Source organism: Streptomyces sp. NPDC002004 (assembly GCF_053593975.1).
The window spans coordinates 1-16890 of sequence record NZ_JBSFDP010000032.1; the positions used below are offsets into that span (position 1 = coordinate 1).

13 protein-coding genes are annotated in these 16890 nt (G+C 72.3%); 6 read left to right on the forward strand and 7 right to left on the reverse strand.

The features are described 5' to 3' along the window. On the reverse strand, positions 1–392 hold a 392-nt coding region (locus ACWCP6_RS30375), incomplete at its 3' end, for an acyl-CoA dehydrogenase family protein (RefSeq protein ID WP_450935793.1). Positions 393–571: 179 nt separating this feature from the next. On the opposite strand from ACWCP6_RS30375, the gene ACWCP6_RS30380 reads away from it, so the two are divergent. Both ACWCP6_RS30380 and ACWCP6_RS30385 read left to right on the forward strand, forming a co-directional pair. After that, positions 572–1243 carry a TetR family transcriptional regulator gene (locus ACWCP6_RS30380; protein ID WP_450935853.1) on the forward strand — a complete coding sequence of 224 codons (672 nt, stop codon included), beginning with the start codon at positions 572–574 and terminating at the stop codon, positions 1241–1243. A gap of 143 nt (positions 1244–1386) precedes the next feature. After that, positions 1387–1836, forward strand: coding sequence for a zinc ribbon domain-containing protein (locus ACWCP6_RS30385; RefSeq protein WP_450935794.1), 450 nt, complete (start codon positions 1387–1389; stop codon positions 1834–1836). A 40-nt stretch (positions 1837–1876) separates the two neighbouring features. On the opposite strand, the gene ACWCP6_RS30390 is transcribed toward ACWCP6_RS30385, so the two are convergent. Beyond that, positions 1877–2494 (reverse strand): GvpL/GvpF family gas vesicle protein, encoded by a 618-nt coding sequence (locus ACWCP6_RS30390; protein ID WP_450935795.1) that lies wholly within the window; start codon positions 2492–2494, stop codon positions 1877–1879. A 442-nt stretch (positions 2495–2936) separates the two neighbouring features. After that, positions 2937–4619 (reverse strand): serine hydrolase, encoded by a 1683-nt coding sequence (locus ACWCP6_RS30395; protein WP_450935796.1) that lies wholly within the window; start codon positions 4617–4619, stop codon positions 2937–2939. Positions 4620–5016: 397 nt separating this feature from the next. Between ACWCP6_RS30395 and ACWCP6_RS30400 the strand changes: the two genes are divergently transcribed. Next, the gene (locus ACWCP6_RS30400) at positions 5017–5844 is read left to right on the forward strand and encodes an SAM-dependent methyltransferase (RefSeq protein ID WP_450935797.1); all 828 of its coding nucleotides are present in this window, start codon (positions 5017–5019) and stop codon (positions 5842–5844) included. Positions 5845–5959: 115 nt separating this feature from the next. Here ACWCP6_RS30400 and ACWCP6_RS30405 read toward each other — a convergent pair whose 3' ends face one another. The 4 genes from ACWCP6_RS30405 to ACWCP6_RS30420 all read right to left on the reverse strand — a co-directional run bounded on the left by ACWCP6_RS30405 (position 5960) and on the right by ACWCP6_RS30420 (position 13323). Further along, the gene (locus ACWCP6_RS30405) at positions 5960–8635 is read right to left on the reverse strand and encodes a SpoIIE family protein phosphatase (protein ID WP_450935798.1); all 2676 of its coding nucleotides are present in this window, start codon (positions 8633–8635) and stop codon (positions 5960–5962) included. A 78-nt stretch (positions 8636–8713) separates the two neighbouring features. Beyond that, positions 8714–10786, reverse strand: coding sequence for a SpoIIE family protein phosphatase (locus ACWCP6_RS30410; protein WP_450935799.1), 2073 nt, complete (start codon positions 10784–10786; stop codon positions 8714–8716). A 327-nt stretch (positions 10787–11113) separates the two neighbouring features. After that, positions 11114–11389, reverse strand: coding sequence for a DUF1876 domain-containing protein (locus ACWCP6_RS30415; RefSeq protein WP_450935800.1), 276 nt, complete (start codon positions 11387–11389; stop codon positions 11114–11116). A gap of 251 nt (positions 11390–11640) precedes the next feature. Next, the gene (locus ACWCP6_RS30420) at positions 11641–13323 is read right to left on the reverse strand and encodes an acetolactate synthase large subunit (protein ID WP_450935801.1); all 1683 of its coding nucleotides are present in this window, start codon (positions 13321–13323) and stop codon (positions 11641–11643) included. Between the two features lie 242 nt (positions 13324–13565). Here ACWCP6_RS30420 and ACWCP6_RS30425 point away from each other — a divergent pair, with 242 nt between their 5' ends. The 3 genes from ACWCP6_RS30425 to ACWCP6_RS30435 all read left to right on the forward strand — a co-directional run bounded on the left by ACWCP6_RS30425 (position 13566) and on the right by ACWCP6_RS30435 (position 16764). After that, a complete protein-coding gene (locus ACWCP6_RS30425) occupies positions 13566–14303 on the forward strand; it encodes a flavodoxin family protein (protein ID WP_450935802.1) in 738 nt (245 codons plus the stop codon). 334 nt (positions 14304–14637) lie between these two features. Continuing rightward, a complete protein-coding gene (locus ACWCP6_RS30430; protein WP_450935803.1) occupies positions 14638–16125 on the forward strand; it encodes a cellulase family glycosylhydrolase in 1488 nt (495 codons plus the stop codon). A 132-nt stretch (positions 16126–16257) separates the two neighbouring features. After that, positions 16258–16764, forward strand: coding sequence for a metallophosphoesterase family protein (locus tag ACWCP6_RS30435; protein ID WP_450935804.1), 507 nt, complete (start codon positions 16258–16260; stop codon positions 16762–16764). Positions 16765–16890: the final 126 nt, after the last annotated feature.

A 16890-nucleotide genomic window follows, 5' to 3' on the forward strand; every position in this document is an offset into this window, starting at 1 on the left:
TCGGACAGGCAGTAGGAGAACATCGCGTCGCCCTTGGCGAGCGGGGCGAGGTAGGTCTTCTTCAGCTCCTCGGAGCCGGAGAGGATCACCGGCAGAGAGCCGAGCTTGTTGACGGCCGGGATCAGCGAGGAGGAGCCGCAGACCCGGGCGACCTCCTCGATCACGATCACGGTGGCCAGGGCGTCGGCGCCCGCACCGCCGTAGGTCTCGGGCACGTGCACGGCGTGCAGGTCCGCGGCGACCAGCGCGTCCAGGGCCTCCTGCGGGAAACGGGCCTCCTCGTCCACCGCGGTCGCGAACGGCGCGATCTTCGCCTCGGCGAGCGAGCGCACCGTCTCACGGAGCATCTCGTGCTCTTCGGACAGGCGGTACAGGTCGAACTCCTGGGGCATCGCTGACAGCTCCTCGCTTCTGGCACTCAGTACCCTCGATTATGCACACTCAGTGCCATGCACGACTAGGTCGGTTCGATTTCCGGTGCTATGTTCCGCCCATGCGAGACGAGCCCGGCAGCAGCCGTGAGACCTCTGGTAACAGCCGTGAGACCCCCGGTGCCGGCGGCAAGATCCCGATGCGGGACGCCATCATCACGGCGGCCTTCGAGCTCTTTCTCGACCGGGGATACGAGTCCACGACGATCGACGAGATCGTGGCCCTGGCCGGTGTCGGCCGCCGGTCCTTCTTCCGGTACTTCCCCACCAAGGAGGACGTGGTCTTCCCCGACCACGAGCGCCGTCTGGCCGAGCTCGGGGAGTTCCTGAACGCGGGAACGGACGACGAGGACCCCATCCAGAGGGTGTGCGACGCCGCCCGCGAAGTCGCCCGGATGTACATGGAGAACCCTCGCTTCTCGGTCCAGCGGTACCGGCTGACCAGGAGTGTCCCCGGCCTGCGGGCGCACGAGCTGTCGGTGGTGTGGAGGTACGAGCGCATCTTCGCCGAGTATCTGCGCCGCCGCTACGCGGGATCGCCCGACGGTGCCCTGCGTGCCGATGTGGTCGCCTCCGCCGTGGTCGCCGCCCACAACAACGCCCTGCGTTCCTGGCTGCGCTCGGGCGGCACGGAGGACGGCCGCGCCTATGTGGAGCACGCCCTGGACTACGTCCGGGAGGTGTGGGGCGGCGACGGCGAAAAGCGGGCGGAACCGGCCGAGCCGGACGATGTCGTCGTCGTGATCAGCAAGCGTGGAATGCCGATGTGGCGGGTCGTCCGGGAGATCGAGTCGTCCCTCGGCGGCGACTGAGCGGATCCGGAACAAGATGAGGGAACGCAGTGCCTTCCCAAGTGGCACTGAGTGTCATACGCTGCGGTCGTGCGGGGCGGCACGGGACGTAGGGACGCGTCCGGCCCCGCGACGTAGCCTCCGGCAATGCGCAGGGAGAAGACATGACGGTCATCGACGCCCTCGACGGTGTGCACACCGATGAGCCCCGCTCGGACATGGACGGTACGCAGGCCCTGGCTTCGGGCGCGAGCAGCTGCGGGCTGCGGGACGGCGCCCTGTGGTTCCAGCGATGCCACTGGTGCCGGGCCGCGGTCTACCAGAAGCTGCTCTGCCCGTTCTGCGGCTCCACCGAGCTGACCGCGGAGCGCAGCGGCGGCACCGGGCTCGTCCGCCGCGCCTCCGCCTCCCGCACGGCCCAGACGGGTCGGCAGCGCCGCGCCTGGATCGAGATGGCCGAGGGGTTCCACCTCCGGGCGACGGTGATCGGTCTGTCGCCGCTCACCGCGGGCGAGTGGGTCCCGGTCCATCTGGCGCCCGAGGTGGAGGACGCCTCACGCGGACTCGTGTTCCGCTTCACCGAGGACGAGCCGCAGCAGCCGGACTGGCGGTGAACGACCGCGGCGGCTGCGTGCCGCCGGCCGTACGCGTGTGTCAGGCGAACGTGTAGGGCGGCAGCGGACCCTCGAGCCGGAACTCGAAGTCGTCGCCCATCTGGTGAGCGAGGCTCAACTCCGTCGTGAGGAACAGCTCCTCCTTGTCGTGGGCGATCAGGAAGGAGACGTCGAGGATGTCGTCGCCGGTCGGCTCGGCGCGGTTCTGGCGTCGTGCGAACGGCACGAAGGCCTCCACCACTCCGGCGGCCAGGGCCTCTTGGCGCGCATGCACCGCCCCGACGGCCCGCTCGTCGGCCGAGACGTCGTGCGACACCTTCAGCTGGTACTCCGCGCACCCCTCCAGTTCCTGGAGCCGGTCCATGTAGTCCTGGGCGTGCTCCTCCAGGCCGAGCCGCACGGTGTCGTCCCCCGGCGCGGTCATGCCGAGCCGCATGGGCAGCACCGTCCCGTCCGCGAGGAGTCGGTCCTGGATCCTCTGGTGTGCGGCCACGTCCGACGCCTCGGGCCGCAGCCCGTCCGGTGCGTCGCTGACGACTGCGCACAGCGGTCCCGCGGTCACGGTGCGCAGACGGGAGGGCGGGGAGCCGATGCCGTGGAGTCCGTCGAGCCGGACGGGATGCTGCTTGCCGACGATGGAGTGGATGTAAACGGCCACGGCTTGTTTCCCCTTTGCGTTCCCGCTGTCCCCCCGGGCCCGCATGACCACACACGTTCAGGATAGAGGAGACCTCACCCCGGAGCGCAGGTGTTGACCGCGTCGCCCGACGCCGGCCGGTGCACCATACCGCTGCACGTCGGGCTCTGCCGATGCCCGCCCCACGGGTGACGCCGTGAACGCCTCGTGGCGGCAGGGCAGGCGGGCGCGGTGGGTGTCGTCGGTGCGCATGCGCCGTCCTCCGCGGTGGAGTAGCGATGCGGTCGCTCACGGTGCCGGGTGCCGTCCGCGGCCGCCCGCATGGCGGAGCCGGTGGCGACCGGCGGCAGTGTGCCGAGCATGTCCGGAGGGCGTCGAGCGGCCTGCCGGTCCGTCCGGCGGGCGCCACCCGGCCCACCGCGAGGTACTCGGTGCCGTGTCCCGGCGCCACGACGTACCGGCCCTACTTGTGCGGCAGTTGGCCGTGCACGTCGGAGGCCACGGGACGGGAGGTGAGGGTGAAGGTGCCGAGCCCGTTGCCGTCCAGGTGCTCCACCCGGACCTTGGTCGCGTCGCCGTCGGGGCCCAGGGTGAACGTGACGCCGGACAGGCCGACCGCGTTCTCGCCGGTGGTGTCGTAGCTGAAGGTGTTGCCGGTGTAGTGGCGGAGTGGGAACCGCATCTTCCTGGGCCCGAGGCTCATGACCAGGGTGCTGCCCTCGGTGCTCACGGTCAGGGGGCCGTAGTAGCCGTTGCCGTAGGTGCCGGTGTAGGCGCTGTCGGGGCGGGCCGCGACCGGATGGGCGGGCGGCTTCGCGTAGTCGACCCGTGAACGGCCGACCGCGAGTTGCTGGGCGAGGACACGGCCGATGAACGAAAGCCAGTCGACCTGGGGCCGCCCGGTCTGCGCGATGTCGAAGAAGTCGTTGGCGATGGCCTCGGGCACGCCGACGGGCTGGCCGTTGGTGAGGACGACGATGCCCAGCTGTTCGGACGGCAGCATGGTGACGTTCGTCGCCGCGCCCTGGTCGAACGCGCCGGAATGGCTGAGGCGCAGTCGCCCGTGGTCGTCGTAGCCGACGTCCCAGCCGAGTCCGTAGAAGCCGGTCCGGCCGGCCGGAGCCATGGGGGGTTGCGCGACGATGTGCGGGACGTACGTCTCGGCGAGCGGGGCCGCGTCGATGACCTGTTTCCCCTCGAACCGTCCGTCGCCGAGCTCCAGACGCAGCCACCTGGCCATGTCGCGGGCCGTGGAGTAGGCGCCGCCCGCGGGGCTCTGCGCCTGCGGGTTTCGTACGTACTTGGCCTGCCAGGTGCCGTCGGTCCGCACATGGCCCGCGGCCTTGTCCCCGGCCCGCTGGTAGTCGGCGAAGGACGAGCTGGTGGAGGTCATGCCGAGCGGCCGGTACAGCGTCCGGGCGGACAGCTCCTCCCAGCTGCTCCCTGCCGCCCGGGCGGCAGCGACCGCCGCCTCGGTCAGCCCGAAGTTGGTGTACGCGTACGAGGCACGGAACGGCGCCAGTGGCTCGTCCCGCAGATGACGCAGGATGTACGCACGGTCGTAGCCGAGGTCCTCCAGGAGGTCGCCCGCGTGGTCGGGCAGACCGCTGCGGTGGGAGAACAGGTCGGCCAGGGTGACATGACGGGTCACCCAGGGGTCCTTGAGCGCGAACCCGGGGTCGTGCTCGGTCACCGGGTCGTCCCACCCCACCGTCCTGCGGCCGACGGCTCCGGCGACCACCGTGGACGCGAGCGGCTTGGAGACCGAGGCGAGTTGGAACACGGTGTCGGGGTCGACGCGGTCCGGCAGCCCCACCTTCCGTACACCGAACCCCTTCAGATACACGACGCGGTCGCGGTGGACGACCGCGACCGACACACCGGGCACACCCGTTCTGCGCATGGTGCTCTGCACGACGCCGTCGAGCTGCCGCACCGCGGCGTCCACCTGGGCGGGCGTGAGCTGCGGCGGTGGCTGCACGGGCGGCGCAGCGGCCGGACCCGCCGACGCGGAGCCACCCGCCAGATCGGGTGCGGACACCGGTCCGGCAGGGCCGGTGCACCCGCCGGTGGCCAGCACCGTGGCCAGCGCCAGCGAGGCGACGGCGCGGGGGCACGCCGAACGGCCCCGGTCATGGCGTCTCATGAACCCAGTCAAGATCCACCCCCGGGAACTGTCGCCCCGTGCGTGGCGATCGGGGTGACGGCCATTCGGGCGGCAGTGCCTCTTCCCCGACCACGGCGCACCGACGGTGGACCACGGCGCACCGGCCCATGACGTACCCACGGCGGACCCCGACGTCCACGGCGCCCCGCGGCGCACTACGGCGGACCCCGGCGGCCGGGGCGGACCCCGACGGGCGGCAGCGGACGCCGGCCGACCCGCGCGCATCCCGGACCGCCCGCCGTGCATCCTTCACGCACCGGGCAGCACGGAACACCGCGGCCCTCCCGTGGCCCTCCCGTGGCCCACGCGTCAACTCGTTGCTCTACATTGCCGGTTGACAGTCACACAGACGCAACCGACCCCAGGAGACGAGCCCGTGACCGAGAAGCCGGATACCGGGGGAGTACCCGCCGACGCGGTGCGCAGCCGGATCAACACCTCGCAGCCGCACACCGCCCGGATCTGGAACTACTGGCTGGGCGGCAAGGACAACTACGAGGTCGACCGCGTCGTCGGCGACCATATCCGGGAACTGCACCCGGGCATCGGCGAGTACGCCCGTGCGGACCGTCTGTTCCTCGGGCGTGCCGTCCGCCACCTGGTCGCCGACCGCGGCATCCGGCAGTTCCTCGACGTCGGCACCGGCCTGCCGACGGCCGACAACACGCACGAGGTGGCCCAGCGCCTCGCGCCGGAGTCCCGCGTCGTCTACGTCGACAACGACCCCCTGGTGCTGGCACACGCCCGTGCCCTCCTCACCAGCACGCCCGAGGGCCGTACCGACTATCTCGACGAGGACCTGCGCAACGCCGACGCCATCCTTGAACACGCCACGAAGACGCTGGACTTCACCGAACCGGTCGCGCTGATGCTGCTCGGCGTCGTGATCTTCATCGGGGACGACGACGAGGCGTACGGCCTGGTGCGCCGGCTCCTGGACGGACTGCCTCCGGGCAGCCACCTGGTGCTCTCGCACACCGTCACCAGCCCGGCGATGCCCGACGTGGACGCGGCGGTCGCCTACTGGAACGAGCACGGCACACCGAAGCTGACCCAGCGCACCCCCGAGGCGGTCGCCCGCTTCTTCGACGGCCTCGAGGTACTCGACCCCGGGGTGGTCTCCTGCTCCCGCTGGCGCCCCGGCGACGGCGACGAACCCGGTGAGGTGGCCATGTTCGGCGGCGTCGGGTTGAAGCGCGGCTGAATCCGCCGGGGGCCGCGACGGGCCGTGGGAGCCTCCCGCGGCGCGCCGCGGCCCCGCGGCAGGGGCGAGCCGGTCCCGGGGCCGCAGGGCCTGCGCCCACAGGCGGCCCGCGGCCCTAGAGGCCGTTGCCCGGGAGCGCCTGCTCCGTCCAGATGGTCTTGCCCGTGGACGTGTACCGCGTTCCCCACCGCGCCGCCAGCTGGGCGACCAGGAACAGACCGCGGCCGCCCTCGTCCGTGGTGGCGGCCTGGGTGAGGTGCGGGGACGTATGGCTGCGGTCGGACACCTCGCAGATCAGGGTGCGGTCGTGGATGAGACGGACGTGGATGGGCCCGGACGCGTAGCGGATGGAGTTGGTGACGAGTTCGCTGAGGATCAGCTCCGTGGTGAACGCCTCCTCCTCCAGGCCCCATTCGCCGAGCTTCTCCAGTGCGGCCGCGCGCACCGTCGCCACCGCGGACGGCTCGCTGGCCACCGCCCACTCCGCCACCTGGTCGTAACTCAGCAGATGCGTCCGCCCGGCCAGCAGGGCGATGTCGTCGATGGGATGCTCGGGCAGCAGCGCGGCGAGCGCCGAGTCGCAGATGTCCTCGGGGGACCGGTCCGCCCGGCCGGTGAGGGTGCGGTGCAGCAGTTGGAGCCGGTCGTCGATGTCCTCGTCGCGGTCCTCGACGAGCCCGTCCGTGTACAGGACCAGGGTGCTGCCCGGCTCCAGCTTCAGCTGAACGGTCTCGAACGGCAGTCCGCCCAGGCCCAGCGGCGGGCCGTCGGGCACCGGCGCGAACCGTGCGGTGCCGTCGGGGCAGAGCACCAGAGGCTGAAGATGGCCCGCCCGCGCCATGCTGCACAGTCCGGTCGCGGGGTCGTAGATGGCGTAGAGGCAGGTCGCGCCGGTGACCCCGATGTCCGAGCCGTCGCCCGGCTCGTCCTGGTCGATCCGGGCGACCAGTTCGTCCAGGTGGAACAGGAGCTCGTCGGGGGGCAGGTCCAGCGTCGAGAAGTTGTGCACCGCGGTACGCAGCCGGCCCATGGTCGCCGCCGCGTGCAGCCCGTGTCCGACGACGTCGCCGACCACGAGCGCCACACGCGCCCCCGGCAGCGGGATGACGTCGAACCAGTCGCCGCCCACTCCGCCGAGGGTGGCCTGCGCGGGCAGATAGCGGTACGCGGCCGTCAGCGCGCTGTGTTCCGGCAGGGCGTGCGGCAGGAGACTGCGCTGGAGGGTGATGGCCATGCTGTGCTCGCGGGCGTAACGGCGGGCGTTGTCCACACTGACCGCGGCCCGGGCGACGAGCTCCTCGGCCAGGGACAGGTCCTCGTCGTCGAAGGGGTCCGGCTTCTCCGAACGCCACAGCAACGCCAGTCCGAGGACGATGCCGCGGGCGCGCAGCGGAACCGCGATCATCGAGTGGATGCCGCTCTCGACGAGGTTGTGCGCCCGGACGGGGTCCTGTTCCTGCCACCCGGCGAACGCGGCGAGATCCGCCTCGAGCACGGGCTCGCCCTTGGACAGGGCCACCCCCAGACGGGTGACGGGCACGTAGTGGATCAGCTTGCCCCGCGGATAGAAGTCGATGCCGCTGCGGATGCCGCTGAGAGCTATCCGGCGCATGCCGTTGGCCACGCCGGAGGCATGGGGTTCCTCGCCGCGCAGCACGTCGTCGACGAGGTCCACGGTGACGAAGTCGGCGAAGCGCGAAGCGGCGAAGGAGGCCAGCTCCTCGCAGGTGCGCTCGATGTCGAGGGACGTGCCGATCTGCGTACCGGCGTCGTACAGCAGCTTCAGACGGCCGCGGGCCAGGTCGGCCTTGCCGGACAGGGCCTGCAGATCGGTGGTGTCCCGCAGGGTGACCACGCTGCCCGGCGGGCCGCCGCCCTGGTCGGTGGGCCGCTGGTTGACGGCCAGCAGCCGCTCGCCGACGGGCACCACTTCGTCCGTGGCGACCCGGCCCGAGGCCAGCAGTTCGGCGGTCGCCTCGTCGAGGCCCAGCTCGTCGACGGTGCGCCCTTCCACGTGTGCAGGCAGGTCGAGGAGACGGCGCGCCTCGTCGTTGGCGAGCAGCAGCAGGTGGTCCTCGTCGAAGATGAGCACGCCCTCGCGCACCGAGTGCAGCACCGCGTCGTGATGCTCGTACATACGGGTCATCTCGACCGGGCCCAGGCCGTGCGTCTGGCGCCGCAGCCGCCGGCTGACCATCGCGGTGCCGGCCGTCGTGACGAGCAGGACGGCCGCGGCGGCACCGAGCACCAGGGGCAGCTGGTTCTGGACGACGCCGCTGATGTGCTTGAGGGTGATGCCGGCCGAGACCAGGCCGATGACCTGGCCGTTCTTTCCCTTGACCGGGACCACGGCCTGCACCAGCGGCCCGATCGTGCCGTTGATCTTCTCCGTGACGACGCCGCCGGCGAGGGCCGGCCCGGTCGTGCCGACGAACTTCTTGCCGATCCGGTCGGGCAGCGGGTGGGTGTAGCGGATGCCGTCGCGGTTCATCACGACGACGAAGTCGACGCCCGTGCTCTTCCTGGTCGCCTCGGTACGCGGCTGGAGGAGGGCCGTCGGATCGCGGGAGGTGAGGGCCGCCCCCACACCCGGTGAGTTGGCGAAGGACTGGGCCACGGCGACCGAGCGGTTGCGCGCCTCACGCTCGCTGTCGGTGCCGGACTGCAGCACGAGCGCCACGATCGCTGCGGCTACCAGCAGCACCACGATCGCCAGCTGCAAGAGGAAGACCTGACCTGCGACAGTTCGCAAACTGGGAACCATGCGCGGGCGGCCGAGGCGTGCGGCCATGTCCTATTACTACACCCCGGTGTGCCCGCGGCGCACCGTGCGGTGCGGCGGTCGGCACGTCCACCGGGGCCCTTTCGGTCAGCGACCGGCGGTGCCGATGCGGGCGACGAGCAGGGCGATGTCGTCGTCCGCCGATGAGGGCGCGAGATGGCTGACCAGGGTGTCGCACAGCTCGGTCAGGGGCAGCTCGGGGTGCGCTATCAGATGAGTGAGTTCGCCCAGGCGCTCGTCGATGTCCGCGCCCCGGGCCTCCACGAGGCCGTCCGTGTACATCACCAGGATGCTTCCGGGCTCCAGCGTGACCTCGGTCGTCGTGAACGAGACGTCGCCGATGCCCAGGGGCGCGCCGGGCGGCGCCTCGACGAGGCGCGCGGTTCCGTCGGGGCCGACCACGGCCGGTGGCGGGTGTCCCGCCCGGGTGATGCTGCACGTGCCGGTGGCCGGATCGCACTCGGCGTACAGGAAGGTCGCAAGGAGCGGCTCGGCGAGCTCGGCCAGGGTGGTCTCCAGATGGCCCAGCAGCTCGGCGGGCGACAGCCCGAGCCGGGCCAGCGCCCGCACGCTGCTGGACAGGCGGCCCATCACGGCCGCAGCCGCGATGCCGTGCCCCATCACGTCCCCGATCAGCAGGGCCGCCCTGCCGTCGGGCAGCGGGATCACGTCGTACCAGTCGCCGCCCACTTCGTTGACGTCACCGGCCGGCAGGTACTCGTGGGCGACCTCGATGCCGGGTGGTGCCACGATGCGCTGCGGCAGCATGCTCCGCTGGAGGATCACCGCCGTGTCGTGCTCGCGGTGGTAGAGGCGGGCGTTGTCCACGCACACGGCCGCGCGGCTCGCGAGATCACCGGCGAGCGTCACGTCGTCCGCGTCGAACGGCCCCACCGGGCTGGTGCGGTACAGCGTGGCCAGGCCCAGCACCACTCCACGGGCGATCAGGGGCACCATCATGATCGAGTGCACCCCGGCCCGCAGCAGCTGCTCGGGACGCGCCGTGTGGCGGGCCGCCGGGGCGATCGCGCGCTCGTCGACATGCGCCACCAGGAACGGCTTCCGGTCGGCCAGGGTCTGGGTGTACGGGGCGGTTCCGGGGAAGGAGAGGGTGCGGCCGAGCGGGGCGAGGATGTCGGCGACGGGGGAGCCGACCAGGGGCGCCTTGCCCAGGCGGCGCAGGGCCGTGCCTCCCCTGAGACCGCCCTCGGGATCGTCGTCCGTGACGATCGTCTCGAGGATGTCGACGGTGACCACGTCCGCGAGCTCGGGCACCGCGACGTCGGCGAGTTCCTGCGCGGTGCGCTCCAGCTCCAGGGTGCTGCCGATGCGCAGGCTCGCCTCGCCGAGCAGGGCCAGCCTGCGTCGGCCCCTCTCCGCCTCCAGGTGCACGCGCTGCTGCTCGGTGATGTCGATGATGGTGGCGGCGAGGCCGATCGGCGTGCCCGCCGCGTCCTCCACCCGGACGTACGAGCAGGACCAGACCCGGTCATGGTCGGGGTCGGCGGCGGTGCGCCCGGTCCGGCGGACGTCGCGGACCGGCTCCCCGGTGGCCAGCACCCGGCGCATCACCGCCTCCATCTCGGCCGTGTTCACGCCCGGCAGCACCTCCGCGAACGGCCGCCCCACATGGCCCTCCTCCGGAACGCCGGTCATGGCCTGCAGAGCGGGATTCACCTGGAGGAACCGCAGCTGTGCGTCCAGCACCGCGATGCCCACGGGCGACCGGGCGAAGAGCCCCTCCCACACCACGGACGTGCCGCGGATCCGGTGGGCCTCGTGGGCGTCGGCGGCCAGCACCAGCACCGTGTTGCACCCTTGGCCGCCCGATGCGGGGCACGCCCAGATCTCCAGCTCGACCGGGTGTCCGTCGCTGTGCCAGGCCGTCACCGTGCCCATCACCCCGCGGCCCGCCGTCGCCGTCTCCCACAGCGACCGCCCGAGGCTCGGGTCGGAGCCCGGATGCAGCAGGTCGGCGATGTGGTGGCCGACCACCTGCGGCGGGGCGTAGCCCAGGAGCCGCTGGGCGGCCGGGTCCCAGCGCACGATCGTCCCCGAGGCGTTGGTGGCCACCAGGGCCACGGGGAGAGCGCCCAGCCAGCCCCCGGCATTCCCGGACGCGCCGCCTCCCCTGTCGTCGATCGGGATGTGTGTGTCCATCGTGCACATCCGCCGGGCCTAGGGTGATCTCTCCCCTCAGTATGGGCGCCCGCCCGCACCCCGGCACTGCCTGACGACGACAGGCCGTCCGCCCGCCAGGCCGGCCGGCAGGGGAGAGGCCGCCGTCCGGCGGCGCAAGGCCGGCCGGAGCGTCCGCAGGACGGCGGACCCCGGCGGGGACGAAGGAGGGCCGGCCGACCGCGGCGGCGGGCCCTGGTGGTGTGCAACGGCCCCGGCGCGGGGGTGTCACGCGTCAGGGCCCTCCACCGCGGTCGGCACCGTGATGGAGGGCCGCGTGGAGGGCCCTGACGCCTTGTGGGCCTGGCCTCAGTGGGTCAGCGGGTGCGACGTCCGGCCGGACGCCGTGTCGATCTCGTCGTGCGCCTTGGTCAGCAGCTTCATCGCCAGATCGTTCAGCGCCCTCGCCCCGGCGACTTCCTCGCCGACCCTCGGCTGATTCGAATCGGAGGGGTGGCGGCTGGCGTACCCGTGGGACCGTACCTCGGTCCCATCGGGGAGTCTTACGAGGGCGGCCGCGCGCGTACGCTGCGCGTCCTCCTCGAATTCCAGCTCGACATGCCATCCGACAGTGGTCTGCAACATGACGATCACCTCCGGAACCGCTGCTTCCAGAGTGCTCCTGCCGGCGCACCGACGCCACCACGTGTCCCGGGTCGCGCGGGGGCGGAGCATCGGCCCGCCCACGGCCCGTCGGCGCCTCGGACACGAGGGGCACGTCGTCCGTGGCGCTCGGTGATCCGTCTCCCGGCGGCTCGGTCGCGGTGGAGCGCTTCGACGGCGGCGCGGCGCCGGGGGCAGGGCGGACGCCCTCGGCCCCGGGTGGGCGTCGCCGGTCAGAACGGGCCGTGGAGCGCGCCGAGGCGGTCGGTCAGGCGCAGGTTCTCGGAATAGTCGACGGGGCAGGCGATCACGGAGACGGCATCGTCGTCGAGTGCGCGTCGCAGCACGGGCAGCAGCTGGTCGGCCGCCTCGACCGCGTATCCGCGTGCGCCGAAGCTCTCGGCGTAGGCAATGAGGTCCGGGTTGGTGAACCGGGTGTGGCTGTGGCGGCCGAGTTCGAGCTCCATCTTCCAGGTGATCAGGCCGTATTCCCGGTCCACCAGGACGAGGACGACCAGGGGGACGCGTTCCCGCACGGCGGTCTCCAGTTCCTGGGAGTTCATCAGGAACGAGCCGTCGCCCATCATCGCCAGCACCCGCCGGTCCGGGCGGGCGAGCTTGGCGGCGATCGCGCCCGGCAGGGCGAAACCCATGGTGGACAGACCGTTGGAGACCAGACAGGTGTCGGGTTCGTACGTGGGGTACAGGCGCGCCATCCACATTTTCCCGGCGCCGGTGTCCGCAAGGACGATGTCGTGGCGGTCCAGCGCGGTGCGGACGTCGGCCACCACGCGCTGCGGCACCAGCGGGAACGCCTCGTTGCCGCGTCCGTACGCGAGTTCCTCGGACAGCAGCGACCGGATCCTCTCCCCGGTGCCGCCGGTGCCGTACGCCGTCCCGTCGGGCAGCGCAGCCGCCAGCGCGTCCAGGGTCCGCGAGGGGTCGCCCTGGACCCCGACCGCAACCGGGTAGTGGGAGTCCACCTCGGCGGGGAACCGGTGAAGGTGCAGAATGCGCTTGTCGCGGTTCGGGTTGATCTTGACCGGATCGAACTCCTGGACCTCGTACCCCACGCAGATCAGGACGTCGGCCGTGTCGAAGCCGAAGTTGCCGTAGTCATGGCGCATGAAGCCGACCGCCCCGAGCGCGTTGGGGTGGTCGTCCGGGAAGACGCCCTTGCCGTGGAAGGTGGTCGCCACCGGCACGTCGAGCCGCTCGGCGAACCGTACGAGGGCAGCGGACGCCCCGGCCCTGGCGGCGCCGTGACCCGCGAGCACCACGGGGCGCCGCGCCGCGGCCAGCACCTCGGCGGCCCGTGCGATCTGGGAGGGCGACGGCGCGTCGGTGCGCACCGTGTCGACCTGCAGGGGAGTCAGCGGCTCCGCGGGATGTGCTGCCTCGATGTCCTCCGGCACCGCCAGGAAGACGGCACCGGGCCGCTCGCTCTGCGCCGTCTTGAACGCCTTGCGCACCATCTCGGGCACGGCGTCGGGGCTCTGCACCCGCGCCGCCCACTGCGTGACGGGAGCGAACATCGACACCAGGTCGATGACCTGGTGGGACTCCTTGTGGACCCGGCGCAGTGCGCCCTGCGCCGCCAGGGCCACCAGCGGCGTGCTGTTGGTCGTCGCGTCCGCGGTGCCCAGCAGCAGATTGATCGCGCCCGGCCCGAGCGTGGCCGAGCACACCCCGGCCCGGCCGGTCAGCCGCCCGTAGATCTCCGCCATGAACGAGGCACCCTGCTCATGACGCACCAGGATGTACCGGATCCCGGAGCTGTTCAGCGCGTCGACGAAGCGGATGTTCTCCTCGCCGGGAATCCCGAAGACGTACTCCACGCCCTCGGCCTTCAGGCAGCGCACCATCAGATGCGCGACGTCCTCCACGAGTGCCGCGGCCTGCTGCTCGGTGTCCATGCAGCGAACCTAGGCAGGCCGTCGCCCGCAGGCCAATCACCGGCCGCTGAGCAGGGGAACGCCACCCGGGCAGGGGAGAAGCCGTCGGCAGGCCCGGCCGGGACGGCGCATCGGCGTCCACGGGCCGCCCGTGCGAGGGCCGTTCGGACGTACCTCTGTGGCGGGAGCCCGTGGCCCGGCCGGACGATGGGCCACGACGCGCCGCCGTGAACGGCACGGCGGCGGGGTTCCGGGAGGACCGTGTGACCACTTCGTCGTCGACCGCCGACTCGCCGCCCGCCCGCTACGACGACCTGCGCGCCCTCGTCATCAACTGCACGCTCAAACGGTCGCCGGAGCGCAGCAACACCGAGGGGCTCATCGAACGCAGCACCCGCATCATGGGCGAACAGGGGGTGCACGTCGACGTGGTACGGGCCGTCGACCACGACATCGCCACCGGTGTCTGGCCCGACATGACGGAACACGGCTGGCAGACCGACGCCTGGCCGGCGTTGTACGAGCAGGTCACCGCGGCCGACATCCTCGTGCTGGCCGGGCCGATCTGGCTGGGGGACAACAGCTCCGTGATGAAGCAGGTGATCGAACACCTCTACGCCTGCTCCAGCCTGCTCAACGAGGCCGGACAGTACGCCTACTACGGACGGGTCGGAGGCTGCCTGATCACCGGCAACGAGGACGGCGTCAAGCACTGCGCCATGAACGTCCTCTACAGCCTGCAGCACCTGGGGTACACCATCCCCCCGCAGGCCGACGCAGGATGGATCGGCGAGGCGGGCCCCGGCCCTTCCTACCTCGACCCCGGGTCGGGCGGCCCGGAGAACGACTTCACCAACCGCAACACCACCTTCATGACCTGGAACCTGCTGCACCTGGCCCGGGCGCTGAAGGACCTCGGGGGCATCCCCGCCTACGGCAACCAGCGCACCGCCTGGGACGCCGGCTGCCGCCACGACTACGAGAACCCCGAGCACCGGTAGCAGCTGCGGCGCGTCGTGGGCGCCGTCGCGGAACCCGCCCCGCGCCGAGCGCCCGGCATTCGGGTGCGGGGCGCCCCGGTCGCCGGAACCTCCGCTCGAGGACAGCCGCATCCGGGGTGACAGGGGCCCCGGACCGTGGGGTGTCCGCCGGGCTCGTGTGCACTCCCGGTGCCGCGACGCGCGGGCGCGGCGGAAGCGGAATCGTCCGCGGGGCGAACCACGAAGTTGCTCCGGCGAAATGACGTGACACGGTCTTGCCGTCCCGGCCGGCCGCGGACAGGATCGGCAGCCGCCGAGCACTCCGTCCGTTCCGCCGACCGCCCCCGGAGGCACCATGCGTCTGCGTCGCGCAGCCACCGCCCTCGCTCTCGGCACGACCCTCCTCTGCGCGGCCCCCACCGCCGCCCCCGCACAGCCCGGAACGCCCACCGCCGCGCCGGCCCCACGGCCCGGCCGGTCGGACTGGGCCGTACCCACCGGCACGGTCACCACCCCCGACGGCATCGTCCGCCTCGCCGACCGGTACGGCCGGGCCCTGCGGCTGCACGGGCCCAACCTCGGCAAGACCGACACGGTCACCCGCGACCGGGTCGCCCTGCTGTCCCGGGAGGGGTTCACGCTGATGCGGCTCAACATCCAGTGGGAGAAGGTGGAGCCCCGGCGGGGCCACTACGACACCGCGTATCTGCGGCACCTCGACCGGGTTCTCGACTGGGCCGACGACTACCGCGTGCTGGTCCTGGTCGACTGGCACCAGGACGTCTACGGACCCGCCTTCGGACACAACGGCATCCCCGCCTGGGCCACCCGCACCGACGGCCTGCCCTTCGAACCGAACCCGGACGACTGGTTCGCCGACTACTTCCAGCCCGCCGTCCAGGCCGCCTTCACCCACCTCTACGACGACACCGACCTGCGCACCGCGCAGGCCGCCGCCTACGCCGAAGTGGCCCGTACCCTGCGCGGCCACCGCTCCCTGCTGGGATACGACCTCTTCAACGAGCCCTTCGGCCCCGTACCCGGGGACCCGGCCGACCCGGCGGACCTGATCGCAGCCTCCGCCGCGCTCGAACAGGGCCGGCTCGCCGCCCTCTACCGCCGCCTCATCGTCGCCGTGCGCGGAGCCGACCGCGACGCCTGGCTGTTCGTGGAACCGACCGTGCTCGTCGGACAGGGCGTCCCCACGCGCCTGCCCGGCTTCGACGACCCGCGCCCGGGCGCCGACCGCATCGGCTACGCACCGCACGCCTACGACACGGCCGTCGAAGCGGGCCGGGACTGGGACCCCACCAGCCGGTTCGTCGAGGACTACGAAGCCGCCGTCGCGGCCTACCCCGCCGAACACCGGCTGCCCGTCGTCGTCGGCGAGTGGGGCCCGCCGAAGGCAACCACCCCCGGGAACGCCGAACTGATACGCCGGCAGCTCCGGTCCCTGCAGGGCTTCGCGACGGGGTGGGCCGTCTGGTACGACTGCGACGCCGCCGACGGCGGAGGCTACTGCATACGCGGCGCCGACGGCCGCCCCGCGCCCGGCAAGGAAGGCGTGTTCGCCCCCTATGCACGAGCCGTCGCCGGAGCGCCGGGCGACGAGACCTATGACGCGACGACGGGCACCTTCACCCTCACCCTCACGGCCGACCGCACCACCCGCCGTGCCCGGACCGCGCTCACCCTGCCCGCCGCCGCGTTCCCGCACGGCGCACGCGTGACCGTCGACGGCGCAGGCCACGCGGTCGTGCACGCCGACTCCGCGGGCGCGCAGGTGCTGCTGCCCGATGCCCGCCCCGGCGCGGAGGTCACCGTCACCGCTGTCCCCCGCTGAGCCGGACCCCCGGCATGAAACCCGGTGCGCAAGGGAGGTCATCCGCCGACGCGCGGTGGACCGACACGGCGCGGTCCGGGGCCGTGGCCCGCGCGGACCGGCGGCGGGCGCGCACCTCGGTACGCTCGCCCCGTGCGCCTGCTCCTGATGTCCGACACCCATCTGCCGAAACGCGCCAAGGCCCTGCCGCCCGAACTTCTCGCCGAGCTGCCGCACGCCGACGTCGTCGTCCACGCGGGCGACTGGGTCGACACCGCAACGCTGGACCTGCTGCTGGAGAGGTCGCGACGGCTCATCGGCGTCCACGGCAACAACGACGGCCCCGAACTGCGCGCCCGGCTGCCGGAGGTGGCCTACGCCGAATTGGCGGGCGTCCGCATCGGTGTCGTGCACGAGACCGGGGCGGCCCGGGGCAGGGAGAAGCGCTGTGCCGAACGCTTCCCCGACCTGGACGTCCTGGTCTTCGGTCACAGCCACATCCCCTGGGATTCGCTGGCCGAGGGACGGCTGCGCCTGCTCAACCCCGGCTCGCCGACGGACCGCAGACGTCAGCCCTACCGCACGTACATGACCGCGGAGGTCGCGGACGGCCGCATCGGCGAGGTACGGCTCCACCGGCTCCCCGGCCCGCCGCGCTGAGCCCGCCCGTGGTGAGCCGGCCGCGACGTGCCGCTCCGGCCGGGCCCCCGCCGACTGGTGGCGTCCGGTTGCGCTTTCGGGTGACCCCACGGCTCGGCGGCGGATGTCCGTGTACCGCGTGCTGAA

Coding starts and splice junctions, on each gene's coding strand:
- ACWCP6_RS30405 (WP_450935798.1), bottom strand. CDS start 8,635: ATGGCCGCACGCCTCGGCCGCCCGCGCATGGTTCCCAGTTTGCGAACT.
- ACWCP6_RS30430 (WP_450935803.1), top strand. CDS start 14,638: ATGCGTCTGCGTCGCGCAGCCACCGCCCTCGCTCTCGGCACGACCCTC.
- ACWCP6_RS30410 (WP_450935799.1), bottom strand. CDS start 10,786: ATGGACACACACATCCCGATCGACGACAGGGGAGGCGGCGCGTCCGGG.
- ACWCP6_RS30395 (WP_450935796.1), bottom strand. CDS start 4,619: ATGAGACGCCATGACCGGGGCCGTTCGGCGTGCCCCCGCGCCGTCGCC.
- ACWCP6_RS30380 (WP_450935853.1), top strand. CDS start 572: ATGCGGGACGCCATCATCACGGCGGCCTTCGAGCTCTTTCTCGACCGG.
- ACWCP6_RS30385 (WP_450935794.1), top strand. CDS start 1,387: ATGACGGTCATCGACGCCCTCGACGGTGTGCACACCGATGAGCCCCGC.
- ACWCP6_RS30415 (WP_450935800.1), bottom strand. CDS start 11,389: ATGTTGCAGACCACTGTCGGATGGCATGTCGAGCTGGAATTCGAGGAG.
- ACWCP6_RS30420 (WP_450935801.1), bottom strand. CDS start 13,323: ATGGACACCGAGCAGCAGGCCGCGGCACTCGTGGAGGACGTCGCGCAT.